This window comes from Klebsiella ornithinolytica NBRC 105727 = ATCC 31898 (genome assembly GCF_001598295.1).
Lineage (GTDB): Bacteria > Pseudomonadota > Gammaproteobacteria > Enterobacterales > Enterobacteriaceae > Klebsiella > Klebsiella ornithinolytica.
On the sequence record NZ_BCYR01000021.1, the window covers coordinates 16,577 to 34,100 of the forward strand.

Sequence of the window (17,524 nt, forward strand, 5' to 3'; positions counted from 1 at the left end):
GAATCTGAAGATGTCTGAACCACGTTTCGTCCACCTGCGGGTGCATAGCGACTATTCCATGATCGATGGGCTGGCAAAAACCGGGCCGCTGGTGAAAAAGGCGGCCTCGCTTGGCATGCCTGCGCTGGCGATCACCGATTTTACTAACCTGTGCGGACTGGTGAAGTTCTACGGAGCGGGACATGGCGCGGGCCTGAAGCCTATCGTCGGCGCGGATTTTCACGTCCAGAGCGAACTGATGGGCGATGAGTTCACCGAACTCACGGTTCTGGCGGCCAACAATGTGGGTTATCAAAACCTGACGCTGCTGATTTCACGTGCCTATCAACGCGGCTATGGCGCGCTGGGGCCGTGGATTGACCGGGACTGGCTGGCCGAACATCAGGAAGGGCTGATCCTGCTTTCCGGCGCGCGTAAAGGCGATGTTGGCGTCAGCCTGACGCGTGGCAATATGGCGCTGGTCGATCAATGTCTCTCTTTCTACCAGCAGCATTTCCCGGATCGCTACTATCTGGAGCTGATCCGCACCGGCCGCGCCGATGAAGAGGCCTATTTACACGCCGCCGTGCAGCTGGCTGAAGAACGCGGTTTACCGGTCGTGGCGACCAACGATGTGCGTTTCCTGGAAACCGGTGATTTCGATGCGCATGAGATCCGCGTCGCGATCCATGACGGCTTTACCCTGGACGATCCGAAGCGCCCGCGCAAATACTCGCCGCAGCAATATATGCGCAGCGAAGATGAAATGTGCGAGCTGTTCTCCGATATTCCGGAGGCGCTGGAAAATACCGTCGAAATCGCCAAGCGCTGCAACGTTACCGTGCGTCTTGGCGAATACTTCCTGCCGCAGTTCCCGACCGGGGATATGACGACGGAAGATTATCTGGTTAAAAAATCAAAAGAGGGCCTGGAAGAGCGTCTGGCTTTCCTGTTCCCTGATCCTGAAGAGCGGCTTAAACGCCGACCTGAATACGATGAACGACTGGATATCGAACTTCAGGTAATTAACCAGATGGGCTTCCCCGGCTACTTCCTGATCGTCATGGAGTTTATCCAGTGGTCCAAGGATAACGGCGTACCGGTAGGGCCGGGACGTGGTTCCGGCGCCGGGTCGTTAGTCGCCTACGCCTTAAAAATCACCGATCTGGATCCGCTGGAATTCGATCTGCTGTTTGAACGTTTCCTGAACCCTGAACGTGTATCGATGCCCGACTTTGACGTCGACTTCTGCATGGAGAAGCGCGATCAGGTTATCGAGCACGTGGCGGAGATGTACGGTCGCGACGCGGTATCGCAGATCATCACCTTTGGTACGATGGCAGCGAAAGCGGTTATTCGTGACGTGGGCCGCGTGCTCGGCCACCCGTACGGGTTCGTGGATCGGATCTCAAAACTGGTGCCGCCCGACCCGGGTATGACGCTGGCGAAAGCGTTTGAGGCCGAGCCGCAGCTGCCGGAGATCTACGAAGCTGACGAAGAGGTCAGAGCGCTGATCGACATGGCGCGTAAGCTGGAAGGCGTCACGCGTAACGCCGGTAAGCATGCGGGGGGCGTGGTTATCGCCCCGACCAAAATTACCGACTTCGCCCCGCTATATTGCGATGAAGCCGGTCTCCATCCGGTCACCCAGTTTGATAAGAACGACGTCGAATACGCCGGGCTGGTGAAGTTCGACTTCCTTGGCCTGCGTACGCTGACCATCATCAACTGGGCGCTGGAGATGATCAACAAGCGGCGGGCGAAACACGGCGAGCCGCCGCTGGATATCGCGGCGATCCCGCTGGACGATAAGAAAAGCTTCGATATGCTGCAACGCTCGGAAACCACCGCGGTTTTCCAGCTTGAATCGCGCGGCATGAAAGATCTGATTAAACGCCTGCAGCCCGACTGCTTCGAAGATATGATCGCGCTGGTGGCCCTGTTCCGTCCGGGGCCGCTGCAATCGGGGATGGTAGATAACTTTATCGACCGTAAACACGGCCGCGAAGAGATCTCTTACCCGGACGTGCAGTGGCAGCATGAGTGTCTGAAACCGGTGCTTGAGCCGACGTATGGCATTATCCTGTATCAGGAACAGGTCATGCAGATTGCCCAGGAGCTCTCAGGCTATACCCTCGGCGGCGCGGATATGCTGCGTCGTGCGATGGGTAAGAAAAAGCCGGAAGAGATGGCCAAGCAGCGCGGTACCTTTGAAGAAGGGGCCAGGAAAAACGGCATTGACGGCGAGCTGGCGATCAAAATCTTTGACCTGGTGGAGAAATTCGCCGGCTACGGATTTAACAAATCGCACTCGGCAGCCTATGCACTGGTCTCCTACCAGACGCTGTGGCTGAAAGCGCACTATCCGGCCGAGTTTATGGCGGCGGTGATGACCGCGGATATGGATAACACCGAAAAAGTGGTGGGGCTGGTCGACGAGTGCTGGCGGATGGGCCTGAAAATCCTGCCGCCGGATATTAACTCCGGTCTGTACCATTTCCACGTGAATGACGACGGTGAAATCGTCTATGGTATCGGCGCGATTAAAGGGGTCGGCGAAGGCCCGATCGAAGCCATTATTGAAGCGCGTAACAACGGTGGTTATTTCCGCGAGTTGTTCGATCTTTGCGCCCGCACCGATACCAAAAAGCTGAACCGCCGGGTGCTGGAAAAACTGATTATGTCCGGGGCGTTTGACCGTCTCGGGCCGCATCGCGCGGCATTAATGAATTCGCTGGGCGATGCGCTGAAGGCCGCCGATCAGCATGCGAAAGCCGAAGCGATTGGCCAGGCGGATATGTTCGGGGTGCTGGCGGAAGAGCCGGAGCAAATCGAGCAATCCTATGCCAACTGCCAGCCGTGGCCGGAGCAGGTGGTGCTGGATGGTGAAAGGGAGACCCTGGGGCTGTACCTGACGGGCCATCCTATCAACCAGTATTTGAAAGAGATTGAGCGCTATGTTGGCGGCGTGAGACTCAAAGACATGCATCCGACCGATCGTGGTAAAGTCACCACGGCGGCGGGGCTCGTTATTGCTGCGCGGGTAATGGTCACCAAGCGCGGTAATCGTATCGGTATCTGTACGTTGGATGACCGTTCCGGGCGTCTGGAGGTGATGTTATTTACCGACGCGCTGGATAAATATCAGCAATTGCTGGAAAAAGACCGCATACTTATCGTCAGCGGACAGGTCAGCTTTGATGACTTCAGCGGGGGGCTTAAAATGACCGCCCGTGAAGTCATGGACATTGACGAAGCCCGGGAAAAATATGCTCGCGGGCTTGCTATCTCGCTGACGGACAGGCAAATTGATGACCAGCTTTTAAACCGACTCCGTCAGTCTCTGGAACCCCACCGTTCGGGAACCATTCCAGTACACCTCTATTATCAGAGGGCGGATGCGCGCGCGCGGCTGCGTTTTGGCGCAACATGGCGCGTCTCTCCGAGCGATCGTTTACTCAACGATCTGCGTGGCCTTATCGGCTCGGAGCAGGTGGAACTGGAGTTTGACTAATACAGGAATACTATGAGTCTGAATTTCCTTGATTTTGAACAGCCGATTGCAGAGCTGGAAGCGAAAATCGATTCCCTGACTGCGGTAAGCCGTCAGGATGAGAAACTCGATATTAACATCGACGAAGAAGTGCATCGTCTGCGCGAAAAAAGCGTTGAACTGACGCGTAAAATCTTCGCCGATCTGGGGGCATGGCAGGTTGCTCAACTGGCACGCCACCCACGTCGCCCGTACACCCTGGATTATGTTCGCCTGGCATTCGACGAATTTGACGAACTGGCTGGCGACCGCGCTTACGCTGACGATAAAGCCATTGTTGGCGGTATTGCGCGTCTGGACGGGCGTCCGGTGATGATTATCGGCCACCAGAAAGGGCGCGAAACGAAAGAGAAGATTCGCCGCAACTTCGGGATGCCGGCGCCGGAAGGCTATCGTAAAGCGCTGCGCCTGATGGAGATGGCTGAGCGTTTCAAAATGCCGATCATCACCTTTATCGACACTCCGGGTGCGTACCCGGGCGTGGGCGCGGAAGAGCGCGGCCAGTCTGAGGCGATTGCCCGTAACCTGCGCGAAATGTCGCGTCTGAGCGTTCCGGTCATCTGTACCGTTATCGGGGAAGGTGGTTCCGGCGGCGCGCTGGCGATCGGCGTTGGCGACAAGGTCAACATGCTGCAGTACAGCACCTACTCGGTCATTTCGCCGGAAGGCTGCGCCTCCATTCTGTGGAAAAGCGCGGATAAAGCCCCGCTGGCGGCCGAAGCAATGGGGATCATCGCTCCGCGTCTGAAAGAGCTGAAGCTGATTGACTCAATTATCCCGGAACCTCTGGGCGGCGCTCATCGCAACCCGGAAGCCATTGCGGCAAGCCTGAAGGCGCAGCTGCTGGCGGATCTGGCTGACCTCGACACGCTGAGTGAAGAGGAGCTGTTAAATCGTCGCTACCAGCGTCTGATGAGCTACGGCTACGCCTGATTATTTCTCGCGTCAATATTGCCTGGGGCCGGACTTTCCGGCCCCTTTTTTATGTGCGATACGCCAGCGCGATTGATATGATGCCTGACTCAGGTCAATTCCAGGAGGAAAGCGTGAATATCATCGCCATCATGGGGCCCCACGGCGTCTACCACAAAGACGAACCGATCAAAGAGCTGGAAGCAGCCCTGCAACGGCAAGGCTTTCAGACTATCTGGCCGCAAAACAGCGCCGACCTGCTGCAGTTTATCGAACATAATCCGCGGATCTGCGGGGTCATCTTTGACTGGGATGAGTACAACGCCGATCTGTGCAGCGATATCAATCAGCTGAATGAGTATCTCCCGCTATACGCCTTCATCAACGCGCATTCGACGATGGATGTCAGCAGCCAGGATCTGCGTATGACGCTGTGGTTCTTTGAATACGCGCTTGGCCTGGCAGAAGAGATCGCCACCCGAATCGCCCAGTACACGCGCGAATACCTGGATAACATTACCCCGCCGTTTACCAAAGCCCTGTTCAACTATGTGCAGGAGGGAAAATATACCTTCTGTACGCCGGGGCATATGGGGGGAAGCGCGTACCAGAAAAGCCCGGTTGGCTGCCTGTTTTATGACTTTTTCGGTGGCAATACGCTGAAAGCCGACGTGTCGATTTCGGTCACCGAGCTGGGGTCGCTCCTCGATCACACCGGCCCGCATCTCGAAGCCGAGGAGTATATCGCCCGTGCCTTTGGTGCCGAGCAGAGCTACATGGTGACGAACGGCACCTCGACGTCGAACAAAATTGTCGGCATGTATTCGGCACCGGCGGGCAGCACGCTGCTGATTGACCGTAACTGCCATAAGTCACTGGCGCACCTGCTGATGATGAGCGATGTCGTGCCGCTGTGGCTGAAACCGACGCGTAACGCGCTGGGTATTCTGGGCGGCATACCGAAACGCGAATTTACCCGCGACAGCATTCAGCAGAAGGTGAATACCACGGGTGGCGCCGGGTGGCCGGTACATGCGGTGATTACCAACTCCACCTATGACGGGCTGCTGTATAACACCACCTGGATCAAAGAGACGCTCGATGTGCCCTCGATCCATTTTGACTCGGCCTGGGTGCCTTACACTCATTTCCATCCGATCTACCAGGGGAAAAGCGGGATGAGCGGCGATCGCATTCCGGGTAAGGTCGTCTTCGAAACACAATCAACGCACAAAATGCTGGCCGCGCTGTCGCAGGCCTCGCTTATCCACATTAAAGGCAGCTACGACGAAGAGACCTTTAATGAAGCGTTTATGATGCACACCTCGACGTCGCCGAGCTATCCGATCGTTGCTTCGATAGAAACCGCGGCGGCCATGCTGCGCGGCAATTCTGGCAAGCGTTTGATCCAACGCTCCATTGAGCGAGCGCTGGATTTCCGCAAAGAGGTCCAGCGTCTGCGCGAAGAGACTGACGGCTGGTTCTTTGATATCTGGCAGCCGGAGAATATCGAGCAGGTGCAGTGCTGGCCGGTGGCAGGCGGTGAGAACTGGCACGGTTTTAAAGATGCTGACGATAACCATATGTTCCTCGACCCGGTGAAGGTGACGATCCTGACGCCGGGAATGGATGAACAGGGCAATATGGACGATGAGGGGATCCCGGCGGCGCTGGTGGCGAAATTCCTCGATGAGCGCGGCGTGGTAGTGGAGAAAACGGGTCCCTACAACCTGCTGTTCCTGTTCAGTATTGGTATTGATAAAACCCGGGCGATGGGGTTGTTACGTGGCTTAACCGAGTTTAAGCGCGCCTACGATCTCAACCTGCGAGTGAAGAACATGCTGCCGGATCTCTACGCGGAAGATCCCGATTTTTATCGCAATATGCGTATTCAGGATCTGGCGCAGGGGATCCATCGCCTGATCCGCCAGCACCAGTTGTCGCAGCTGATGCTGAGCGCGTTTGACGTGCTGCCGGAAATGAAAATGACGCCGCATCAGGCCTGGCAGCGGCAAATCAAAGGTGAAGTCGAAACCATTGAGCTGGAAAATCTGGTCGGGCGCATTTCGGCTAATATGATTCTGCCGTACCCGCCGGGCGTACCGCTGTTGATGCCCGGAGAGATGATTACCGAAGAGAGCCGGGCGGTGCTCGATTTCCTGCTGATGCTGTGCTCGATTGGGCGCCATTATCCGGGCTTTGAAACGGATATCCACGGGGCGAAGCGCGATGACGACGGCGTCTACCGGGTACGAGTCTTAAAAAATGACTCACTGCTTGCGCCGCGCTAAGCGGCGCGAGTAACCTGGATGGCATTAACTGGAGGAGTAGACATGCTGGGTTTAAAACGGGTTCACCATATTGCTATCATCGCGACCAATTATGCGCAGAGCAAAGCCTTTTACTGCGATATTCTGGGCTTTACGTTGCAGAGCGAGTTTTATCGTGAAGAGCGCGATTCGTGGAAGGGCGATCTGGCATTGAATGGCGAGTATGTCATCGAACTGTTCTCTTTCCCGTTTCCTCCCGCCCGTCCGAGCCGTCCCGAAGCCTGTGGGCTGCGCCACCTGGCCTTTAGCGTCGATGATATTGACGCGGCGGTGGCCCATCTGGAAGCGCATGGCGTGGCCTGTGAGGGGATTCGCATCGATCCTTTTACCGGCAAACGCTTCACCTTTTTTAACGATCCCGACGGCCTGCCGCTGGAGATTTATCAGCAGTAACCCTTGCCAGAGCGCGCCCGGCCCGATAATGTGCCGGGCTATCTCCCCAGCGACACTATCAAGATGATGACGCCCGATATTGCGCAAACCCTACACCCCTATCGTCAGTTTTTGGTCGCCTTCAGCGGTGGTCTGGATTCGACGGTGCTTTTACATCAGCTGGTCTGCTGGCGTGAACGGGACCCGACGCTGCAGCTGCGGGCCATCCATATTCACCATGGCCTGAGCGCGAATGCCGATAGCTGGGTTACGCACTGCCTGCAGGTTTGCCAGCACTGGCAGGTTCCGCTGGTGGTCGAGCGCGTTACTCTCGCGGATGATGGCCTGGGCGTGGAGGCGCACGCACGGCAGGCTCGCTACCAGGCTTTCCGGATGGCGCTGCAGCCGGGAGAAGCCCTGGTGACGGCTCAGCACCTCGACGATCAGTGTGAAACCTTCCTGTTGGCGCTCAAACGCGGCAGCGGCCCAACCGGGCTGGCGGCGATGGCGGCATCCTCGGGGTTTGCCGCTACGCGACTGCTGCGCCCTCTGCTGAATACCCGTCGTGAAACGCTGCACCAGTGGGCGCTGGCTCATCAGCTTAGCTGGATTGAGGACGAGAGCAATCAGGATGATACCTACGATCGTAACTTCCTCCGTCTGCGCGTTGTTCCGCAGCTTAACGCGCGCTGGCCCCATTTTTCCGAGGCGGTTGCCCGTAGCGCCAGCCTGTGCGGCGAACAGGAGCAGCTGCTGGATGAACTGCTGGCGGAAGATTTGGCAAAACTGGTGGCGGATGACGGTTCGTTAGCTATTGACGCGCTGGCGTCCATGAGCGCGCCGCGCCGCGCTGCGCTGCTGCGGCGCTGGCTGGCCGGGCACTCTGCGCCGATGCCCTCGCGCGAGATGCCGGAGCGTATCTGGCGCGAAGTCGCGCTGGCGCGGGAGGATGCTTTTCCCTGCCTGCGACTTGGCGATTTTTCCGTGCGTCGTTATCAGCAGCGGCTGTGGTGGGTCAGATATCAATCTGGCCAGACGGATGTGGTGCTACCGTGGCCGGACTACCGGCGACCGCTACGGCTGCCGGAAGGTCTGGGCGAACTGACGCTGCGGTCAGGCGGACCGTTACGCGCCCCGCGTGGTGAAGAGCCGGTGACGGTGCGCTTTCGCGCCAGCGGAAATCTGCATATTGTCGGCCGTCACGGCGGCCGCAAGCTGAAGAAAATCTGGCAGGAGCTGGGCGTTGCCCCCTGGCGCCGCGATACCACACCGCTGCTGTTCTACGGTGAGACGCTGATTGCGGCGGCGGATTCGCTGTTCGTAACCTGCGAAGGGGAAGCGCGGGAAGGCGAAGGGGTAGAGATGATATGGAGGAAAACGGGCGGCTGAGCCACCCGTTTTTATTCAGGACTCGCTTACCACCACGGTACCGATTTCCGGGTGGCTGAAGCTGGCGATTTTATCCAGGCGTAGCTCGCGAATGTTTCCGCTCAGTTCCACCACCAGATACTCGATATTTTTGCGCGAGATAAGATCGCTCGCCTTCGCTTGCAGCTGCTCACCATCTTTGAGCGTCAGGACAAGCACCAGATGATGCTGGCAGGCAAGTTCGAGGTTGTCATAATCATCACAGTTGATGGGTTGATAAGTATCATTCATTGACATAATCGCTCACCAGTAAGTTTGCTGCCGCACAGGCGGCTTTTTCCCTGACTGACTCCGAAAGGGCCTCATCCGCCGCAATTTCATTCAATACTTTCAACACGCAACCCAGCGCATCTGGAATATACCCTAGGTCTCCGCTGGCTATTTCCGCATACCGCTTGCGTATTAACTCACAATATTGGTCCACATGCCCTCCTGTCAGTATTCTGACTCAACCGTGGGATGCAAGTTTAAGCCTACGAAGATACACTCTGTTTAGCAAGGTGACTATACCATAGTCATTTAAGCAATATCAGCAGGATGAAAAGAGAGCCGCCGATTGCCGGCAGCCTTTTGTCGCCAGTTTCGCTACAATGTACGCCATTTATTTCAGGAGAGTATTCATGGCGCTGAAAGCGACAATTTATAAGGCTACGGTGAACGTTGCCGATCTCGATCGCAACCAGTTTCTGGATGCCAGCCTGACGCTGGCTCAGCATCCGTCGGAAACCCAGGAGCGCATGATGCTACGCCTGCTGGCGTGGATAAAATACGCCGACGAACGTCTGCAGTTTACCCGTGGTCTCTCGTCTGATGATGAGGCGGAGCTGTGGCTGCTCAACGATCATCTCGGCGTTGACCTGTGGATTGAGCTTGGTTTGCCGGATGAGCGGCGGATTAAAAAAGCGTGTTCACGGGCGCAGGAGGTGGTGTTGTTTGCCTACAATAGCCGGGCAGCGGAAATCTGGTGGCAGCAGAACAAGAGCAAAATGGCGCAGTTTAGCAAACTGACGGTCTGGTATCTGGATGATGAGCAGCTCGCCCGGCTCAGCGCTTTTGCCGATCGTTCAATGGTGCTACAGGCCACTTTACAGGACGGCGGAATCTGGCTATCTGACGCTAAGAATAATCTGGAAATTCATTTAACGGCGTGGCAGCCGTCGGCATGATTACGATTAGCCGCAGCGTGGTTATTCCGGATGAAGAGATAACGTTGTCCGGGATACGCGCGCAGGGCGCGGGCGGTCAGCACGTGAATAAAGCGTCTACCGCCATCCATCTGCGCTTTGACATAAAAGCATCCAGCCTGCCTGAGTATTATAAAGAACGATTGCTGGCTGCCAGTCACCACTTAATTTCTGCCGATGGTGTGGTTATCATTAAGGCTCAGGAATATCGCAGCCAGGAAATGAATCGTGAAGCGGCCATTTCCCGTCTGGTTGCGTTAATAAAAGAATTAACCGCAGTGCAAAAAAGTCGCCGTGAGACCCGGCCGACCCGGGCGTCAAAAGAGCGTCGTCTTGCCTCGAAGGCGCAAAAGTCCTCTGTCAAAGCACTGCGTGGGAAAGTTCGTCAGTAGGCGGCATGGCGAACGGGTGGAATGGATTATAAGGAATTAACAGTGAAGAAAATCGTACTCTCTGTTGCCGTAGCGTGTTCGCTCTTTGCGCTATTTGGCTGCAACCATCGTTCGGATGTCGAGATGTTACAGCCGGCGCCGATGGAAGAACTGAAGCCGATGCAGCAAAGCTGGCGTGGTATTTTGCCCTGCGCCGATTGTGAAGGGATTGAAACCTCGCTGTTCCTCGAAAAGGATGGCAGCTGGGTAATGAACGAACGTTACCAGGGCGTCAGCCGTGAGCCGTCATCGTTCGCCTCGTACGGGACTTGGGCGCGGACCGCCGATAAGCTGGTCCTGACCGACAGCAAAGGTGAGAAGTCCTACTATCGCGTGAAGGGGGAAACCCTGGAAATGCTCGATCGGGAAGGTAACCCCATTGAGTCAACGCTCAACTACACCCTGAAATCGGTCAAAGCCAGTCTGCCGACGACGCCGATGACCATGCGCGGGATGTATTTCTATATGGCGGATGCGGCCACCTTCACCGACTGCGCGACCGGTAAGCGGATCGCGGTGGCTAACAATGCCCAGCTTGAGCGCGATTATGCCGCCGCTCGCGGAACGCAAACGCGCCCGGTGCTGCTGGTGGTAGAAGGGCACTTTACGCTGGAAGCCAACCCCGATAGCGGGGAGATGGTGAAAACGCTGATGGCGGATAAAGATATTAAATTCGTGCCGGGCAAAGACTGTAGCCAGTAAGCCGTTTTCTGGCGAACGCGGCAAACAAAGGCCGCGGCGAACCTGGTTGCCAACATAAAAAAGGCCCCGCAGATGCGGGGCCTTTTTACGTTTAGCGGTGGGTTCAGCCTTTGATTGCGTTAACCAGGTAATTCACGATATCGCCGGTTTTGATCAGCTGCTTCTCGCCGTTGCGACGATATTTATATTCGATATCGTCATTGTCGAGGTTGCGATCGCCGAGCACGATGGTATGCGGAATACCAATCAGCTCCATATCGGCAAACATCACGCCCGGACGCTCTTTACGGTCATCCATCAGCACTTCGATACCCTGGGCGCGCAGCTCGCTATACAGCTTCTCAGCCAGCTCCTGCACGCGGTAGGATTTGTGCATGTTCATCGGCAGGATGGCGACCTGGAAAGGCGCAATCGCGTCTGGCCAGATAATACCGCGGTCGTCATGGTTCTGCTCAATGGCCGCAGCCACCACGCGGGTGACCCCGATGCCGTAGCAGCCCATCGTCAGCACCTGGTTACGGCCGTCTTCACCTTGTACCGAAGCGTTCATCGCCTGGGAGTACTTGGTTCCCAGCTGGAAGATGTGACCCACTTCGATGCCACGTTTAATCAGCAGCGTACCCTGACCATCCGGGCTCGGATCGCCGGCGACAACGTTACGGATATCGGCGACTTCCGGGGTCGCCACATCGCGATCCCAGTTAATGCCGAAGTAGTGTTTACCATCGATATTGGCGCCGGCAGCGAAATCGCTCATTGCCGCCACGGTACGGTCGATAACCACCGGAATCGGCATATTCACCGGCCCCAGAGAACCCGGACCTGCGTTAACGATAGCGCGAATTTCTGCTTCAGTGGCGAAGGTCAGCGGGCTGGCAACCTGCGCCAGTTTTTCTGCTTTCACTTCGTTCAGCTCGTGGTCGCCGCGCACCAGCAGGGCAACCAGCGGGTAGCTGCTACCTTCAACGGCTTTAACCAGCAGCGTTTTGACTGTCTTCTCAACCGGCAGGTTGAACTGCTCGACCAGCTCAGCGATGGTTTTCGCATTCGGCGTATCGACCAGGGTCATCTCCTGAGTTGCCGCCGCACGCGGCGCTTTCGGCGCAACGGCTTCAGCAAACTCAATGTTGGCCGCGAAGTCAGAGCTGTCAGAGAAGATCACGTCATCTTCGCCGCTCTGCGCCAGAACCTGGAACTCATGAGACGCGCTACCGCCGATTGAGCCGGTGTCAGCCTGTACCGCGCGGAAATCAAGACCCATGCGGGTGAAGATTTTGCTGTAGGCGGCATACATCGCATCGTAGGTCTCTTGCAGCGATTCCTGAGAGGTATGGAAAGAGTAGGCATCTTTCATCAGGAACTCACGAGAACGCATTACGCCAAAGCGCGGGCGAACTTCGTCACGGAACTTGGTCTGAATCTGGAAGAAGTTCAGCGGCAGCTGCTTATAAGAGTTCAGCTCGTTACGGATCAGGTCGGTAATGACCTCTTCATGCGTCGGACCGAGAACAAACGGACGTTCGCCACGATCAACAAAACGCAGCAGTTCCGGCCCATACTGCTCCCAGCGACCGCTCTCCTGCCACAGGTCCGCTGGCTGAACTACCGGCATGGACACCTCGATGGCACCGGCGTTGTTCATCTCCTCACGCACGATGTTTTCGACTTTTTTCAGGACGCGCAGGCCGGTCGGCAGCCAGGTATACAACCCGGAGGCCAGCTTGCGGATCATCCCGGCGCGCAGCATCAACTGATGGCTGATGACTTCGGCGTCGGCAGGTGTCTCCTTTTGAGTGGAGAGCAGGTATTGGCTAGTACGCATGTTGTTACGGTTCCATTTGGACGATCGGAACAGGCTGGGGGACCAGCCTGAAACAAAAAAAGTGGTTTAGTTTACCAGTGTGGCAAAGATGCCAAAAGAGAGGAAAATAAAATTAGCGCGGTTCAAGGGAAAAGACTTCAAAACCGGACGGAATCACGCGCCAGCGTACGTTAAAATCGAGCAGCCAGACGGCATAGGTTTTTCCCGCTTCTTCCTCTTTACGATAGGCCGGCCGCGGATCCTGCGCCAGCACCTCGCAGATAAACGCTTTAAGGTGCGGATAGCGCTTTTCCAGGGCGAAGAGCTGCGCCTGCGTTTCAGGGGTAAAGCTGACCGTCATCTCCGCCTGCGGCGCCTGCTGGGCGTAGCTGGCGCTGGCATCCGGCAGGGCTTCGGCAAACGGCAGGTAAGGCTTGATATCGACGACCGGCGTACCGTCAACCAGATCCAGACTGCCAAGCTGAAGGATGACCTGATCTTTATGACAGCGAACGCCTTTCAGTTCAACCAGCGACATCCCGATGGGATTCGGGCGAAACGTTGAACGCGTGGCGAACACGCCCATGCGCGCGTTGCCGCCGAGGCGGGGAGGGCGCACGGTGGGGCGCCAGCCGCCTTCCATCGTCTGATGGAAAACAAACAGCACCCACAGATGACTGAATGCTTCCAGGCCGCGGACGGCATCAGCCTGGTTATAAGGTGGCAGCAGATGCAATTCGCCGCCGCCATGTTTGACCAGGCCTGGCTGGCGCGGGACGGCAAATTTTTCTTTATATGGCGAGCGGATAACGCCTATCTGCGCAAACTGAAAAGCACTCATTGCGCCGAGACGTTAAGCGCTGAACCCAGGCAAACGGCCTGGCGATAGCATCCTGGTGTGCCGCTGGTGACTTCACAGCTGTGCAGAAGGACCGCGTTGGCTTTCATTTTAGCTGCGTTGATTTGCAGGCGCTTGCGGGCGGTTGGGATATTGGGCGGCGAGTCCTGATTGCTGGCCTGGCATGATTCGCCGGTCACTTCACCAAGATCGCGGAATGGCTTCCCGACCAGTGCGGAGGCATCGGTATAAATTCTTACCGGCGCCGGACGTACTGCTTTCGGTTTGGCAGGCTCCGTTTTGGCCGGTGCGGTTGCGGTGCTTTGTACAGGTTCGACGGGAGATCTGCTTAGCATAGAACAGCCGCTTAACATGAGTGCTAACAAACAGACCGGTAAAGCACGCATAGTATTTCCTCAATAAATGATCAAACAGGGCGCTATTGAATCAGGTGCTTGCATAAATGACAAGACGGGCATAAAGCCCGTCCTGAATGATATTACGGTGAAAAGAGATTACCAGCCTTTCACTGCACCGCCGTTAAAGATTTTGTTAGCGGCTTCGTAAACTTCATCGCTCTGGTAAGCCTGAACAAATTTCTTAACATTTTCCGCATCTTTGTTGTCTTCGCGAGCAACAATCAGGTTCACGTACGGAGAATCCTTACCTTCTACGAAAATACCATCTTTGGCCGGAGTCAGGCCGATCTGGCTGGCGTAGGTGGTGTTGATAACCGCCAGCGCAATCTGTGCATCGTCGAGGGAGCGCGGCAGCTGCGGTGCTTCCAGCTCAACAATCTTCAGGTTTTTCGGGTTTTCAATGATATCCAGGGAAGTCGGCAGCAGACCAACGCCTTCTTTCAGTTTGATCAGGCCCACCTGTTGCAGCAGCAGCAGGGAACGACCGAGGTTGGTCGGATCGTTAGGAATGGCAATCTGGGAGCCCGGCTGCAGCTCATCCAGTGATTTGATTTTTTTGGAATAACCGGCAATCGGATAGACAAAGGAGTTGCCCACGGCAACCAGTTTGTAGCCACGGTCTTTAATTTGCTGATCGAGGTACGGTTTATGCTGGAAGGCGTTAACGTCGATATCGCCTTTGCTCAATGCTTCGTTCGGCAGAACGTAATCGTTGAAGGTCACCAGCTCAACGTCGAGACCGTATTTCTCTTTCGCCACTTTTTGTGCCACTTCGGCAACCTGCTGCTCGGCACCAACGATGACGCCGACTTTAATATGGTTCGGATCTTTTTCATCCTGGCCACAACCCACCAGAGCCAGAGAACCGATTAATGCGCCGACTGCCGCAAAGGTTTTGAAATTAAAGGCCATGTTATTTCCTTTCTGTCAGAGTCTGTGTGTACACGAGTCATTGGGCCGCACGGAGACGACCCGAATGAGGAGGTGTAGATAATGTTATTTGTGAGTTACAGCCCGGACGATACGATCGCCAGAGAATTGGATTAAATAAACCAGAATAACCAGTAATACCAGCACGGTATTCATTACCGTCGCGTTGTAGCCGATATAGCCGTACTGATAGCCAATCTGCCCCAGACCGCCGGCACCCACCGCCCCGCCCATCGCGGAGTAGCCGACCAGCGTAATGAGGGTGATGGTTGCAGCGTTTACCAGACCCGGCAGTGCTTCAGGCAGCAGCACCTTACGCACGATCTGCATCGGCGTGGCGCCCATCGCACGGGATGCCTCGATAAGCCCGGTCGGAATTTCCAGCAGCGCATTTTCCACCATACGGGCGATAAACGGCGCCGCGCCAACCGTCAGCGGCACAATGGCGGCCTGCAGCCCAATGGACGTACCGACAATCACGCGAGTAAACGGAATCATCCACACCAGCAGGATAATGAAAGGGATGGAACGGAAAATGTTAACCAGCGCGGACAGCGTCCGGTACAGTTTTGCGTTGGCAACAATCTGTCCCGGGCGGGTGACGTACAGCAGCACCCCCACCGGCAGGCCGATGACGAAACCGAAAAAGCCGGAGACGAACGTCATGGCCAGCGTTTCCCACACACCGCGCAACAGCAGCCAAATCATTGCCTCAGACATATCCCAGTACCTCTACTTTTACATGGTGTTCCTGCAACCAGGCGATGGCCGCCTGGGTATCTTCCTGCGTGCCGTGCATCTCGGTCAGCATAATGCCGAACTTCACGCCGCCGGCGTAATCCATCTGCGCGCTAATAATGTTGTTATTCACATTAAAGCGGCGGGCGGTTTCAGAGAGCAGCGGAGCGTCGACGGAATGGCCGGTGAACTCCATGCGCAGCATAGGAACGCTATCGGGTAGCGCGGTCGGCTTCAGGCGAGCCTGGTAGTCTTCCGGAATATCCAGATGCAGCGTGGATTGAATAAACTGCTGGGCCAGCGGAGTTTTCGGATGAGAGAAGACTTCACTCACCGTATCCTGTTCGATCAACTGGCCATTGCTGATAACCGCGACGCAATCACAGATGCGTTTGACGACATCCATCTCGTGGGTAATCAGCAGAATCGTCAGGCCCAGGCGACGGTTGATATCTTTCAGCAGTTCCAGAATGGAGCGCGTGGTTGCCGGGTCTAGGGCGCTGGTGGCTTCGTCACACAGCAGTACCTTCGGGTTGCTTGCCAGCGCGCGAGCAATAGCCACACGCTGTTTCTGACCGCCGGAGGGGTTTGCCGGGTAACTGTCATGTTTATCGGCAAGACCGACCAGATCCAGCAGTTCGGTCACGCGGCGCTTAATTTCCGCCTGTGGGGTATTATCCAGCTCCAGAGGGAGCGCTACGTTGCCGAAGACGGTGCGCGAGGCCAGCAGGTTAAAGTGCTGGAAAATCATGCCAATCTGGCGACGTGCGCGGGTCAGCTCTTTTTCAGACAGCGCGGTCAGCTCCTGACCGTCAACCAGGACACTGCCTTCGGTCGGACGTTCCAGTAGGTTAACGCAGCGAATCAGCGTGCTTTTACCGGCGCCGGATGCACCGATCACGCCATAAATTTGTCCGGCAGGGACATGCAGGCTGACATTGTCCAGAGCCTGTATGGTGCGATTCCCCTGCAGGAACACTTTGGTGATATTCGAAAGTTTAATCATCAGTTATTTATTATCGTTTAGCCGTTTGCCGTGGCATTTTCTTCTGCCGTGTCCAGGCGATGCCTGTCAATGAAATGGATGTTAAGGCATCCAGACGTCTAAATCAATCAGCCTCTGTATAATGAGCACTTTCTTGCCTGCAGAAACATGCGATACTAATCAGACTAGCCTTTATCAGGAGCAAACCGGTGGCAAAGTCAGTACCCGCAATTTTTCTCGACCGTGACGGCACGATTAATGTCGATCATGGCTATGTCCACGAAATCGACAACTTTGAATTTATCGATGGCGTCATTGACGCGATGCGTCAGTTAAAGGAGATGGGATTCGCCCTGGTGGTGGTCACCAATCAGTCCGGCATCGCGCGCGGTAAGTTCACGGAAGCGCAGTTTGAAACGCTGACCGAATGGATGGACTGGTCTCTGGCCGATCGCGGTATCGACCTGGACGGTATTTATTACTGCCCGCACCACCCGCAGGGGACGGTTGAAGAGTTCCGTCAGACCTGTGATTGCCGTAAGCCGCACCCGGGGATGCTGATCTCGGCGCGCGACTATCTTCATATAGATATGGCTGCTTCTTATATGGTTGGCGATAAAGTGGAAGATATGCAGGCCGCCGCCGCCGCATCTATTGGAACTAAAGTCCTGGTTCGTACCGGTAAGCCGGTCACGCCGGAAGCGGAAAATGCCGCAGACTGGGTGCTGAATAGCCTGGCAGACCTGCCGGAAGCCATCAAAAAGCAGCAAAAATAGGCGTTAAGTACAAAAGATGAGCGGTTGAAATAAAAATGTATTTTTCCGCTTGTCATTCCCGTTCGGCTCCCTATAATGCGCCTCCATCGGCACGGAACAACGGCAAACAAGCCGCCGGGTTGAAAGAGAAAACTTCTGAAAAATGA

Annotated in this window: 17 protein-coding genes; 9 read left to right on the forward strand and 8 right to left on the reverse strand. The window is 55.9% G+C overall.

The genetic code is table 11. The annotated features are described in order from the left end of the window. Positions 1-10 precede the first annotated feature (10 nt). From dnaE to tilS, 5 genes are all read left to right on the forward strand, one after another. Entirely contained in the window at positions 11-3,493 is a 3,483-nt protein-coding gene (dnaE, locus tag ROR01S_RS24190; RefSeq protein WP_004858140.1) for a DNA polymerase III subunit alpha, read from the forward strand. Positions 3,494-3,505: 12 nt separating this feature from the next. Continuing rightward, positions 3,506-4,465 carry an acetyl-CoA carboxylase carboxyl transferase subunit alpha gene (gene accA, locus ROR01S_RS24195; RefSeq protein WP_015585101.1) on the forward strand — a complete coding sequence of 320 codons (960 nt, stop codon included), beginning with the start codon at positions 3,506-3,508 and terminating at the stop codon, positions 4,463-4,465. Positions 4,466-4,578: 113 nt separating this feature from the next. Then, entirely contained in the window at positions 4,579-6,735 is a 2,157-nt protein-coding gene (locus tag ROR01S_RS24200) for a lysine decarboxylase LdcC (protein ID WP_015585100.1), read from the forward strand. A gap of 42 nt (positions 6,736-6,777) precedes the next feature. After that, entirely contained in the window at positions 6,778-7,167 is a 390-nt protein-coding gene (locus ROR01S_RS24205) for a VOC family protein (RefSeq protein ID WP_004858147.1), read from the forward strand. Positions 7,168-7,233: 66 nt separating this feature from the next. Continuing rightward, complete coding sequence (gene tilS, locus ROR01S_RS24210) at positions 7,234-8,535, forward strand: tRNA lysidine(34) synthetase TilS (RefSeq protein WP_044348485.1); 1,302 nt, start codon at positions 7,234-7,236, stop codon at positions 8,533-8,535. Positions 8,536-8,550: 15 nt separating this feature from the next. Here the strand turns inward: tilS and rof are convergent, their stop codons facing one another. Both rof and ROR01S_RS24220 read right to left on the reverse strand, forming a co-directional pair. Then, positions 8,551-8,811, reverse strand: coding sequence for a Rho-binding antiterminator (gene rof, locus ROR01S_RS24215; protein ID WP_004858152.1), 261 nt, complete (start codon positions 8,809-8,811; stop codon positions 8,551-8,553). Then, positions 8,798-8,998: a YaeP family protein gene (locus ROR01S_RS24220; protein WP_004858155.1), complete on the reverse strand. Its 201-nt coding sequence runs from the start codon at positions 8,996-8,998 to the stop codon at positions 8,798-8,800. The genes rof and ROR01S_RS24220 overlap by 14 nt, the downstream gene beginning before the upstream one ends. Before the next feature lie 196 nt (positions 8,999-9,194). Here ROR01S_RS24220 and ROR01S_RS24225 point away from each other — a divergent pair, with 196 nt between their 5' ends. From ROR01S_RS24225 to nlpE, 3 genes are read left to right on the forward strand one after another with little or no spacing between them, the layout of a single operon-like run. Further along, positions 9,195-9,740: a YaeQ family protein gene (locus ROR01S_RS24225; RefSeq protein WP_004858157.1), complete on the forward strand. Its 546-nt coding sequence runs from the start codon at positions 9,195-9,197 to the stop codon at positions 9,738-9,740. Then, positions 9,737-10,150 carry an alternative ribosome rescue aminoacyl-tRNA hydrolase ArfB gene (arfB, locus tag ROR01S_RS24230; RefSeq protein ID WP_004858159.1) on the forward strand — a complete coding sequence of 138 codons (414 nt, stop codon included), beginning with the start codon at positions 9,737-9,739 and terminating at the stop codon, positions 10,148-10,150. Before ROR01S_RS24225 ends, arfB begins: the two co-directional genes overlap by 4 nt. Before the next feature lie 42 nt (positions 10,151-10,192). Beyond that, entirely contained in the window at positions 10,193-10,891 is a 699-nt protein-coding gene (gene nlpE / locus ROR01S_RS24235; RefSeq protein WP_113771257.1) for an envelope stress response activation lipoprotein NlpE, read from the forward strand. A gap of 103 nt (positions 10,892-10,994) precedes the next feature. On the opposite strand, the gene proS is transcribed toward nlpE, so the two are convergent. The 6 genes from proS to metN all read right to left on the reverse strand — a co-directional run bounded on the left by proS (position 10,995) and on the right by metN (position 16,623). Next, complete coding sequence (gene proS / locus ROR01S_RS24240; RefSeq protein WP_004858164.1) at positions 10,995-12,713, reverse strand: proline--tRNA ligase; 1,719 nt, start codon at positions 12,711-12,713, stop codon at positions 10,995-10,997. A gap of 112 nt (positions 12,714-12,825) precedes the next feature. Then, complete coding sequence (tsaA, locus tag ROR01S_RS24245; RefSeq protein WP_004858166.1) at positions 12,826-13,533, reverse strand: tRNA (N6-threonylcarbamoyladenosine(37)-N6)-methyltransferase TrmO; 708 nt, start codon at positions 13,531-13,533, stop codon at positions 12,826-12,828. Further along, a complete protein-coding gene (rcsF, locus tag ROR01S_RS24250; RefSeq protein ID WP_004858168.1) occupies positions 13,530-13,937 on the reverse strand; it encodes an envelope stress sensor lipoprotein RcsF in 408 nt (135 codons plus the stop codon). The genes tsaA and rcsF overlap by 4 nt, the downstream gene beginning before the upstream one ends. A gap of 108 nt (positions 13,938-14,045) precedes the next feature. Beyond that, complete coding sequence (locus ROR01S_RS24255; RefSeq protein ID WP_004858169.1) at positions 14,046-14,861, reverse strand: MetQ/NlpA family lipoprotein; 816 nt, start codon at positions 14,859-14,861, stop codon at positions 14,046-14,048. 84 nt (positions 14,862-14,945) lie between these two features. Beyond that, positions 14,946-15,599: a methionine ABC transporter permease MetI gene (locus tag ROR01S_RS24260; RefSeq protein WP_004858171.1), complete on the reverse strand. Its 654-nt coding sequence runs from the start codon at positions 15,597-15,599 to the stop codon at positions 14,946-14,948. Then, positions 15,592-16,623, reverse strand: a complete 1,032-nt coding sequence (gene metN, locus ROR01S_RS24265) for a methionine ABC transporter ATP-binding protein MetN (protein WP_064359952.1) — start codon at positions 16,621-16,623, stop codon at positions 15,592-15,594. The genes ROR01S_RS24260 and metN overlap by 8 nt, the downstream gene beginning before the upstream one ends. Positions 16,624-16,811: 188 nt before the next feature. Here metN and gmhB point away from each other — a divergent pair, with 188 nt between their 5' ends. Next, positions 16,812-17,378: a D-glycero-beta-D-manno-heptose 1,7-bisphosphate 7-phosphatase gene (gene gmhB, locus ROR01S_RS24270; RefSeq protein WP_004858176.1), complete on the forward strand. Its 567-nt coding sequence runs from the start codon at positions 16,812-16,814 to the stop codon at positions 17,376-17,378. Positions 17,379-17,524 lie beyond the last annotated feature (146 nt).